This window comes from Kitasatospora sp. MY 5-36 (assembly GCF_001182915.1).
In the GTDB taxonomy this organism is placed as follows: Bacteria; Actinomycetota; Actinomycetes; order Streptomycetales; family Streptomycetaceae; genus Kitasatospora.
In genome coordinates this window covers 1-9660 of sequence record NZ_LFVW01000376.1, presented here as the reverse complement: position 1 = coordinate 9660, position 9660 = coordinate 1, and the positions used below count along the sequence as shown (strand labels likewise).

Sequence of the window (9660 nt, the reverse complement as noted above, 5' to 3'; positions counted from 1 at the left end):
CGCCAAGGCCGTCTACTCCGCCAACCAGGCCGAGAATTCGGCCCGGCAGGCCCGATGGTCGGCGGCGGACGCCAACGAGTCCGCGAGTGCTGCCCGTGCTTCCGCCGAGGCTGCGGGCAAGGACGCCCAGGCCGCCCAGACCGCCGCCGACGACGCCCATGCCAACTACCAGGTCAAGTACGACGCTGAGGAGAAGGCCCGGCTCGCCAAGCTGGAGGCGGAGCGCAAGGAGGCCGAGAAGCAGGCCCAGGCCGAGAAGGAGAAGCAGGACGCGATCGCCGGGATCGAGGAGGAGATCAAGAAGGCGAAGGAGGACAGCGACAACGTCAGCTACCTCTACCACCTCTTCTCCGAGAGCGTCCACCTCACCCTGGACGTCATCGGCGGCGCGGGCGGCGTCATCGCCCCCGGCCTCGCCGACATCGCCGACCTCGTCAACTGCGCCTACTACGCCGTCGAGGGCCGCACCACGGAGGCTCTCACCTCCTGCATCGGCGCGATCCCCTTCATCGGCGACGGTGCCGCCGTCGCCAAACTCGCCCAGTGGGCCAAGAAGTTCGGATCCTGGGGCGAGAAGGCCGTCGAGTTCATCCAGAAGCTCGTCACCAGGCTCCCCACCGAGTGCCTGCTGAACAGCTTCCCGGCCGGCACCCGCGTCCTGATGGCCGACGGCTCCACCCGCGCCATCGAGACGGTCCGGATCGGCGACGAGGTCCTCGCCACCGACCCCACCACCGGACTGACCGGCCCCCGCCGGGTCACGGACACCATCTACACCCCGGACGACCGCGACTTCACGGACATCTCCCTGGGTGCCGGGAAGTCCCTGACCAGCACCGACCACCACCCCTTCTGGTCCGAGAACCGGAAGCAGTGGACCGACGCCGCCGCCCTCAAGCCCGGCGACGAACTGCGCGACCCGGCCGGCCGGCCCCAGCGCGTCGAGGACGTCCGGCACTGGAACACCCTCCAGCCCGCCTACAACCTCACCGTCGACGACCTCCACACGTACTACGTGCAGGCCGGCGACCTGCCGGTCCTGGTCCACAACGCGAAGAACTACTGCCCGAAGCGGCTCGCCCTCGGTGTCACCGTGGACGACGACGGCAAGCTCATTCTGGACGCATTCGCCAAGTCGGATGCCATCAAGGCGAAGTCGTACCACGACTTCCCCAGGGGCACGAACTGGATGGAGACCGTCCGCGAGGCGCTCACTCCGGGGAAGAAGACCGAGATCTTCTTCAACCTCGACGAGATCGGGAAGGCGAACGCCCGGGAGTGGGCCGAGAAGTTCGGCGACCTCGCAGACCCCTCGAAGCACTGGACGGCCTGGGAGCTGAAAATGATCAGGGAGTCGCCCAAGGAGGTGCGGGACCGCGTGAAGTGGTACGAGAACGGGGTCGAGACGACGAGCCCCTTCGACTGAGACGAACCCCCTTCGAACGCACGGCCGTTGAGCTGCTGACCATGCGCCCGAACTCCGGGCGCGACGGATTGTCCGCCTAGGCTCGGGGAACGTGCTCGAAGCCGCCGTCGCCGCACGCTCGATTTCCGATCGGTCCCAGGAGCCCGCCAGAGTCCGCTCTGGCGGGCTCCTGCTGGTCCTGACAGGTGGCACAAGTGACGGACGTGTCGGGAGGATCGCGCAATCACCGTGCGGGACGGTCGGGTCCCGACTGAGGACCTCCGGGAGTCGGCCTCCGTATAGGTGCTCCGCTGGACCCGTCGCCGGTGGTGGCACGTCGGCCCCCTCCGAGATCGGAGGGGGCCGGGGGGTCGCTCCCGGTCGGGATCAGCAGCCGATGTAGCGCATGCTGAGGCCGGTGATGTGGGTGCCCGAGGGCGCGTAGAGGGTGATGGCGCGGGACTTGCCCTTGCCGCCGGCCCAGTCGCTGTCGACGTGGCCGCCGTTGGAGAGGCTGCCGCGCACGTACGGACAGCGGCCGTCCGCCTTGGTGTCGTGCACCGTGCCGACGACCTTGGTGTTGTAGTTGCACCACTTGCCGTTGGCGTAGCCCTCGCCGGAGCTGATGCTCCAGTTCTGGGTGCACGAGTCGGCGGGCGGCGCGGCGTGGGCGCCGACGGCCGGGAGCAGCACGGCGGCGAGGGTCAGAGCGGCGACGGCGGCTCCGTGGACGGCGAGACGGCGCTTGGACATGGCGGTACCTCCACACGGGGTTCACGGTGGGCATCCGGAGGCCGGGGTGGCGGGGCACCAGGACATCGGCGGCGGCGCACGGAGCGCGGCACGACCGGCACCCGCCCTCGGCGTTCCACCGAGCGTGACGTATTCGAACGACCGTCGTCAACGACGGAGCCGGCCACGATCGGCGGCGGTCCACCCCTGCGGCACCGGGGTGGTAAGGGCGCCCCAAGGGGTACGTCCCGCACCATGGGGGTGAGGTCGGACGGTCGTCCACGTGCGCGAACCTCGACCCGAGGTTCGCCAGTCGGGCGCCGGACAGCCACCGGGGCCGACGGTGAGCAGGTCTCCGGGCGGGCCGTTCCGCTGACGCCTCCCGGCCGGGCGGGCCGGTCACAGGGGCCCGGCATCGATCCTGACGAGGGTCTGCCGCACGGTGCCGTCCGGCTCGTACACGGTGCGGTACAGGTACGGGACGCCCGAGCCGTCGGACACGGCGATGCCGTCCTCGACGACCGCCCGCTGCTCGGCGATGGCCCGGAGCCGGCCGTCCGAGTCCGGCGGCAGCTCCGGCTGCGGGGGACGGCGGTGTCGCCCGGCCATGGCGGCCCTCACTTTCGCTCTGTGCGGGCCACCCTCCAGGGGCCCTCCGGCGGCAGCGTAGACCCGGCGGTCACCACCAGTCCTCTAGCTCTTCTGGGCGCGGTGGGCGGCGACGCGGACGCGGGTGGCGCAGCGGGGGGTGCAGTAGCGCTGTGGGGTGCGGCGGCCGGTGTCGATGAAGAAGCGTCCGCAGCCCGGGGCGGCGCAGCGGCCCCAGGCGCAGGTCCCGCGTTCGCTGAGCCACAGGCCGAGGGCGAGGGCGGCGGTGGAGAGCAGCCAGTGGGTGAGGCCGGCGTCGGCGGGGGCGCGGGTGTGCAGGGACCAGGGCCGGCCGGGGAGGCGGACCAGCCGGGGGCGGGGCGGGTGGCGGTCGAGCAGGGTGTTGATCAGGTCGGCGGCGTGGTCCGGGTCGTCGGTTTCGAGGACGGCGGTCACCTCGGCGGTGGCCCGGCGCAGTTCGTGGGCGTCGGCGTCGGTGAGCCGGAGGGGCGGGCCGCCGTGGCGCTCCAGGAGGGCCTGGAGTTCGGCGGCGCCCGCGTCGGGGTCTTCGCGGACGGTGTTCGCGAGGTCCGTGAGGAAGTGGAGGCCGCGGGGGTTGCCGTCGTCGCCGTCCTGGAGCCGGGGCTGGGGTTGGGGTTGAGGCTGGGACTGGGACTGCGCCATGGGGGTCGCCTCGCGGGGTCTGGGAGGGTGCCGTCCGGACCATGGTAACGTCAAAATGAACCAGTAGGCGTTACTGAGGAGTGGTGGCATGCGATACCCCGGGGCCACACCCGTGCTCATCGTCGGCGGCGGCCCGGTCGGCCTGACCCTGTCCGTCCTGCTGTCCGGCCACGGCGTACCGCACCTGCTGGTCGAGGCGCACCCGGACACCTCGCGCCATCCCAAGGCCCGTGGGGTGTCGGCGCGTTCGATGGAGGTCTTCCGGCGGTGCGGACTGGAGGAGGAGGTCCGGCGGGCCGGGCTCCCGGCCTCGCAGGTGTTCTTCTACCGGGGCCGCAGCCTGGTCGACCCGGACTTCGTCCGCACCGGCGTGGCGGCCGGCGCGGCGGAGGACGCCGAGCGCACCCCTACCCCCGGGCTGATCTGCTCGCAGGACGCCCTGGAGGCCGTCCTGCTCCGACGAGCCCGCCAACTCGCCCCGGACGGTGTCCGGTTCGCCACCCGTCTGCTCTCCCTCACCCCGCGGGACGGACACGTCCAGGCCCTGCTGGAGGACCGCACCACCGGCGAGCGCCACACCGTGCGCGCCGACTGGCTGGTCGGCTGCGACGGCGCGTCGAGCACCGTCCGCACGGCGGCCGGCATCGAGATGGCGGGGCCGACCGGCCTCGGCCACTTCCTCAGCATCCGCTTCGAGGCACCGCTCGGCGAGGTGGTGGCCGACCGCGCCAGCACCTCGTACTTCCTCACCGAACCGGGCCGCGGCGGCTTCCTGGCCGTCGACAACGACCGCCGGTGGATCTACCAGTACCCGTACGACCCCGAACTACCGGGCATCGACGCCCTGTTGAGCGACTGCGGGGCACTCGCCCGGCTGGTCCGGGAGGCCGCCGGACTGCCCGGGCTGGCCGTCACCGTCCAGGACACGATGACGTGGCGGATGGACGCCCGCCTCGCCGGGGCCTACCGCCGCGCCCGGGTGCTGCTCGCGGGCGACGCCGCCCACGTGGTGCCGCCGACCGGCGGGCACGGCATGAACACCGGCATCGGCGACGCGGACAACCTCGCCTGGAAACTCGCGGCGGTCACCGCCGGGACGGCCGGCGAGGCCCTGCTGGACACCTACGAGGCCGAGCGCCGCCCGGTGGCCCGGCAGGTCATCGACATCTCGCTCGCCAACTCCCGTGCCCGCGCCGGGTACCGGATCGACGACGAGCTGCTGCTCACCGCCGCCTACCGCTCGACGGCGGTCCTCGCGGACCCGACAGCCCCGGAACGGCCACCCCTGGATCCGGACCGCGAACACCCCGACGGCACGCCCGGCACCCGCCTCCCCCACCTCCGCCTCCCCGGCCCGCCCGGGGCCGCAGCCACATCCACCCTCGACCTGGTCGGGCCGGGCTTCACCCTGTTCACCACGGCCACGGAGGACGCCGGCTGGCAGCACCAGGCGGACACCGCGACAGCGGCGGGACTGCCGGTCACCGTACACACCCTGGCGCCCCCCGACTGGGCCCGCGCCACCGGCCTTCCCGCCACCACCGGCGGCGCCGTCCTCGTCCGCCCGGACGGCCACATCGCCTGGCGGGCGCAGCAACCACCGGCCGGAGAAGGCGAGTTGCTCACCATCCTGCGGCGCTTGCTGTCCGCAGCGCAGGCAACCAGCCCCTCGGTCCAGCCAGAGGGGGCACCGACCTCGCCGAGGCCGCCGCTCAGCGCCGGGCGTGCCGGATCTTCAGACGGCCGAAGCCGGTGGTCCCGGTGATCCGTATCGTCGGGTTGCCCACGGAGGAACGGCGGGGAGGCGTGTAGCGCACGTCCTTCCAGCCTCCCTGGAGGCCGTCGATGTCGACGACGGCGTCGCGCGGCACGGTGATCTTCGCACTGCCGGTACCGAGCCCCAACTCGATGTCGATCACCGGATGTTCGATGACCGCCTCCGACAGGTCCAAGTGCACCCGCCCGAAGGCCGACGCCACCTGAAAGCTGCGCGGAACCCGCCAGGGGCCGCGGCGCACCAGGCGCCCGCTGACGGCGGCGATGGTCGGGACCGCTCCCTGGTCCGGCTCGGGGAGCGAGGCCAGGGGCGGCGCGAGGTCGGAACGCGTCTTCGCGGTGAGCACCTGGTGGAGACGGTCGTCCATCTCCTTGCGCGAGATGTGCCCTTCGGTGAACGCCTCTTGCAGGCGCTCCACGGCATGGTCGCGTTCAACGTCGTTGATCGGCAGGTTGTCCGGCAGAGCGGTCACCGTCCCACTCTAGTCCCGTTCCGGGGGCGGGCCGCGGTGCGGACCGGCTCAGCCCGCAGGGCGACGCCCAACTGGCCCGACCAGTCCCAGGGAGGACACGGCGCGGCACCTTCGGTGGATGCCCGGGCGGGAACCCCTCCGGCACGCTCGGTACGGGGGCGGCGATGCGCGCCTGCCCCGGGAGGGAAGCAGCCCATGTCCGACGTGACGACACCTCCGCGCGCCCTGAGGCACGGCCTCCGCTCGGCGGCCGCGCTCCTGGCCGCCGCCACCCTGCTCGGCGCCGGTGCCGCCCCGAGCTTCGCCGCACCCCCCGGCCGCCTGCCGGTCGATGCCCAACCGGCGGGCGAGCAGGGGACGTTGGCGACTGGCAGCGCCGAGGCCACCGCACTGCGCACCACGCTCCAGGGCATCGTCGACACCGGTTCCTCGGCAGCCGTCGGCGAGGTCCGGCAGGACGGGCGGACCATCTGGCGCGGGCGGGCCGGCGTGGCCGACCTGGCCACCGGCACGCCGGTACCCGAGCACGCCCGGTTCAGGATCGGCAGCGTCACCAAGACCTTCGTCGCCACCGTCCTGCTCCAGCTCTCCGCCGAGCGGCGCATCGGCCTGGACGACCCGATCGACCGTCACCTGCCCGGCGCGGTCCCGAACGGCTCGGCCATCACCGTCCGCCAACTCCTCGACCACACCAGCGGGTTGTACAACTACACCGATGCGCCCGGCCTGGATCCCCAGGACGAGTCCCAGTACCTCGACTGGCTGGCGGGACCGCGCTGGCAGACCTACCAGCCGGCCGACCTGCTCGCACTGGCCAACCGCAACGCTCCGTACTTCCCGCCGGGAGAGGGCTGGCACTACTCCAACACCAACTACCTGCTCGCCGGCCTGCTCGTCGAGAAGGTCACCGGCCACCCCTGGCAACAGGAGGTCGACCGGAGGATCATCCAGCCGTTGGGACTGCGCGACACCGGCATGCCCGGCCGCTCCGTCCGGCTGCCCGGCCCCCACGCGCACGGCTATGTGAAGCTCTCGACCGGGCCGGTGGACGTCACCGAACTCAACCCGTCCGTCATGGGCGCCGCCGGGCAGGGCATCTCCAGCGCCGCCGACCTCAACCGCTTCATCGCCGCCCTGCTGGACGGCCGGCTGCTGCGGCCCGCCGAACTCGCCGAGATGACCAGGACGACGGACGCCGGCCCAGGACGCGGATACGGGCTGGGGCTGGCCCGGTTCGACACTCCCTGCGGCGTGTTCTGGGGTCACAGCGGAGACCTCCCCGGCTACTCGACGATGGTCGCCGGCACCGCCGACGGCCGACGCCAACTGGTGCTCTCCCACAACCCGTACGACCGCTCCGACCCGCGCGCCGCCAAGTCCGCGGTGACGGCCTTCCTCACCACGGCCGCGTGCGGGGCCACCTCCGGGCACTGAACCACTCCCGGGACGCAGGACCGACGCAGCGCCCGATGCCAGGGCCGGAGGTCAGAGCCGGGCGTCCGGCGGCGTGGGGTGGTCGTCCGCCCGGCCGTGGAGGGCCTGTCGGGCCTCCTCGGCCGACGGGGTGTCGCCGCCGAGCCGGGCGATGTCGGCCAGTGCGGCGCGGTGGGCCGTCTCGTGGGCCCGGGCCGGGTCGGTGGCGGTGTCCGGGATGACGCCGGTGCCCTCCCAGTTGCCGCCGGACACCGGGTTGATCGAGCGGGCGGTCGGGATGGTGGCCTCCAGGTGGGGGTGGAGCGTGAAGCCCCGGCGGGGGTTGGCGCCGCCGCCGGAGGCCTCGCCGACCACCACGGCGCGGCCGCGCTGCTGGAGGTCGTACGCGAGCGCCTCGCCGCCCGAGAAGGTGGCCCCGCTGATCAGCGCGTAGAGCGGCTTGCTGCCGCCGAAGCGCGGGCCGGGTGCCGGCGCGGGGCTCCAGAACTGCCGTTCGGCGTCCTCCTCGCGGTCGTAGATCGTGCTGAGGTGGGTCGGGCCGTCGAAGAGGTGGCCGCAGATGTGGGCGACCGTGTACGGGTCGCCGCCGACGCACTCGCGCAGGTCCAGGACCAGGGCCTCGGCCCGCGCGACCAGGCCGAGCGCGGCGTTCAGCGAGTCGCCGGTCATGTCGAGCGGGAAGAGGATCGGCGCGAGCTTCAGCAGGGCGACGCCGCCCTCCAGCCGCTCGATCCGGGGCACGCCGCCGAGCGAGAGGTCGGCGGCCCGCGCCAGTTCGGCGAGGACGGCGCCGTCCTCCTGTTCCGTCGGGATCGCGTGCGGGTGGAACTTGAGCCGCAGGTGGCCGTCGCCGTTGACGGACTGGAGGTCCTCGGTGACCAGCCGGCCGAGCGTCTCGGGGTCGCCGGACTGGTGGTAGCGGCCCTTGGACAACGCGTCGTCGAGGCCCAGGGCGATCCGCTCGCCGATCTCGGGGAAGACGTAGAGCCCGGCCGTGAGCCGGCTCACCTCCGTGACGATCCCGGTGATCTCGGCCGACTGGAGCTGCGCCATCTGCTGTCCCCCGCTGGTGATGCTCGGTCAGGTCGCGACGAGTAGAGCACGCGGCTTGCGAAAGCGTCAAGAAAATTGGACGCTTTACGCATGGACGACCAGCAGCGGGAAGACCGGCCCCAGGAGCACGAGCCCCACGACCCCCAGCCGGAGGGCCACCAACCCGAGGACCACCAGCCCGAGGACCACGAGCTGACCATCGAGAGCCCGCAGCAGTACAAGGCGCTCTCCCACCCGCTGCGCCAACGGCTGCTGCTGGCACTCGGCGGGCAGCCCGCCACGGTCGGCCGACTGGCGGCGCTGCTGGACAGCCGCAAGGGCACGGTGGCGCACCACCTCAAGGTGCTGCAGGAGGCCGGCGTCGTCCGCATCGTGGAGACCCGGAAGGTGCGCGGCGGCAGCGAACACCTCTACCAGCGCACCACCCGGCGGATCGCCGTCACGGAGCGTGGTGCCGGACGCGACACCGGACGCGACGCCGGGCCGACCACCGCCCTGCTCAAGGCGGTGGCCGAGGAGTGCGCCGACGCCCCGCAGGAGCCGGTGCTGGTCCTGCGGCACCTGCGGCTGACCGCCGACCAGGCCGCGCGCCTCGGCGCCACCCTCCAGGCCCTGGTCGCCGAGGCCGCCGAGGCCCCGCCCGGCGAGCCGGTGCACGGCGTCCTGGTGGCGCTCTACGAACAGGCCGCCGGACGCGACGACTGACCGCCGCGCCCCTACCGGCCCCGCTCCCCCGCTCTCCTACTCCGTCGCCGTCCGTACCGCCAGGGCCGCCTCCCGGACGTCCGGCTGCGGGTGGCGGCGCAGGGTGCGGAGCAGTGCTCGCCACTGCGGGCGCCAGCCGGTGCGCGGGCCCAGGGCGTGGGCGAGGCCGACCGCGAACAGGCCTTGGGTGTGGCCGCCGTGGACTGCGAGCCGTCCGGTCACGGTGTGCAGGACCGCCGGGTCGCCCGGGCGGCGCGGGGTGTTGAGCCGGCTCCGCAGGGCCTCGGCCGTGCGGGCGGCCAGCACCGGGCGGTCACTGTGCAGGGCGGCCAACCGGTCCAGCTCGGCGAGGAGATGGTCCTGGGTGGTGTCGAACTCCAGGGTGGCGGTCAGGAGTTGGACGGCCTTGGGTATGAAGTCAGGTTCGGTGGAGAGGAGTTCGACTGCCTCGCCGACCGCCTTCAGGCCCTCCGCCGACGGGTGGTCGGCCACGCCGGCGGCGAGCCGGGCGACCAGGTGGTCGATCCGCTGCCGGGCCGGCCGGTCCCGGTCGGCGGCCGCGTCCAGTCCACCGCCACCGTCCCCATCCCCGTCCACGTCCCCGTCCTCCCGCTCCGGGGCTCCCGCGGCCGACGCCTCGCTCGCCAGCAGCTGCGCCAGCGCCTCGGTCAGCCGGCGGCCCGTGCCGCCGACGGCGAGCGCGGCCAGGCCGGCTGCCGCGGCCCGCCAGGAGGAGCGGTTGGCGAGGTCGACGGTGCCCGCCAGCAGCAGCTCCTCCGCTTCGGGGTACCAGGGCGACCAGGCGGCCAG

The 9660-nt window shown here is 73.3% G+C and carries 9 protein-coding genes and 1 pseudogene; 4 read left to right on the top strand and 6 right to left on the bottom strand.

Features of this window, described 5'->3' with window-relative positions; genetic code table 11:
- Positions 1-1426: polymorphic toxin-type HINT domain-containing protein (locus AE652_RS23225; RefSeq protein WP_049654584.1), on the top strand; the 1426-nt coding region annotated here is incomplete at its 5' end.
- A 366-nt stretch (positions 1427-1792) separates the two neighbouring features.
- On the opposite strand, the gene AE652_RS23220 is transcribed toward AE652_RS23225, so the two are convergent.
- From AE652_RS23220 to AE652_RS23210, 3 genes are all read right to left on the bottom strand, one after another.
- Positions 1793-2158 carry a hypothetical protein gene (locus AE652_RS23220; RefSeq protein ID WP_049654582.1) on the bottom strand — a complete coding sequence of 122 codons (366 nt, stop codon included), beginning with the start codon at positions 2156-2158 and terminating at the stop codon, positions 1793-1795.
- 378 nt (positions 2159-2536) lie between these two features.
- The gene (locus tag AE652_RS23215; protein ID WP_049654579.1) at positions 2537-2746 is read right to left on the bottom strand and encodes a hypothetical protein; all 210 of its coding nucleotides are present in this window, start codon (positions 2744-2746) and stop codon (positions 2537-2539) included.
- Between the two features lie 84 nt (positions 2747-2830).
- Positions 2831-3409, bottom strand: coding sequence for a CGNR zinc finger domain-containing protein (locus AE652_RS23210; protein WP_082345912.1), 579 nt, complete (start codon positions 3407-3409; stop codon positions 2831-2833).
- Positions 3410-3497: 88 nt separating this feature from the next.
- On the opposite strand from AE652_RS23210, the gene AE652_RS23205 reads away from it, so the two are divergent.
- Positions 3498-5174, top strand: coding sequence for an FAD-dependent monooxygenase (locus tag AE652_RS23205; protein WP_082345911.1), 1677 nt, complete (start codon positions 3498-3500; stop codon positions 5172-5174).
- On the opposite strand, the gene AE652_RS23200 is transcribed toward AE652_RS23205, so the two are convergent.
- Positions 5122-5658: a DUF1707 domain-containing protein gene (locus AE652_RS23200; protein WP_049654574.1), complete on the bottom strand. Its 537-nt coding sequence runs from the start codon at positions 5656-5658 to the stop codon at positions 5122-5124. The two genes, AE652_RS23205 and AE652_RS23200, sit on opposite strands and share 53 nt — an antisense overlap.
- Positions 5659-5853: 195 nt before the next feature.
- Here AE652_RS23200 and AE652_RS23195 point away from each other — a divergent pair, with 195 nt between their 5' ends.
- Positions 5854-7092: a serine hydrolase gene (locus tag AE652_RS23195; RefSeq protein WP_053112210.1), complete on the top strand. Its 1239-nt coding sequence runs from the start codon at positions 5854-5856 to the stop codon at positions 7090-7092.
- Positions 7093-7143: 51 nt separating this feature from the next.
- Here the strand turns inward: AE652_RS23195 and AE652_RS23190 are convergent, their stop codons facing one another.
- Positions 7144-8145 (bottom strand): S41 family peptidase, encoded by a 1002-nt coding sequence (locus AE652_RS23190; RefSeq protein ID WP_063780235.1) that lies wholly within the window; start codon positions 8143-8145, stop codon positions 7144-7146.
- A 90-nt stretch (positions 8146-8235) separates the two neighbouring features.
- Between AE652_RS23190 and AE652_RS23185 the strand changes: the two genes are divergently transcribed.
- Positions 8236-8850 carry a transcriptional regulator gene (locus AE652_RS23185; protein ID WP_082345910.1) on the top strand — a complete coding sequence of 205 codons (615 nt, stop codon included), beginning with the start codon at positions 8236-8238 and terminating at the stop codon, positions 8848-8850.
- Positions 8851-8886: 36 nt separating this feature from the next.
- On the opposite strand, the pseudogene AE652_RS23180 reads toward AE652_RS23185, so the two are convergent.
- Positions 8887-9660, bottom strand: a pseudogene (locus AE652_RS23180) (hypothetical protein); the annotation flags it as partial.

Excerpts from the sequence above, each read along its gene's own strand:
- AE652_RS23215 (WP_049654579.1), bottom strand. The coding sequence starts at position 2,746 with ATGGCCGGGCGACACCGCCGTCCCCCGCAGCCGGAGCTGCCGCCGGAC.
- AE652_RS23190 (WP_063780235.1), bottom strand. The coding sequence starts at position 8,145 with ATGGCGCAGCTCCAGTCGGCCGAGATCACCGGGATCGTCACGGAGGTG.
- AE652_RS23185 (WP_082345910.1), top strand. The coding sequence starts at position 8,236 with ATGGACGACCAGCAGCGGGAAGACCGGCCCCAGGAGCACGAGCCCCAC.
- AE652_RS23210 (WP_082345912.1), bottom strand. The coding sequence starts at position 3,409 with ATGGCGCAGTCCCAGTCCCAGCCTCAACCCCAACCCCAGCCCCGGCTC.
- AE652_RS23205 (WP_082345911.1), top strand. The coding sequence starts at position 3,498 with ATGCGATACCCCGGGGCCACACCCGTGCTCATCGTCGGCGGCGGCCCG.
- AE652_RS23195 (WP_053112210.1), top strand. The coding sequence starts at position 5,854 with ATGTCCGACGTGACGACACCTCCGCGCGCCCTGAGGCACGGCCTCCGC.
- AE652_RS23220 (WP_049654582.1), bottom strand. The coding sequence starts at position 2,158 with ATGTCCAAGCGCCGTCTCGCCGTCCACGGAGCCGCCGTCGCCGCTCTG.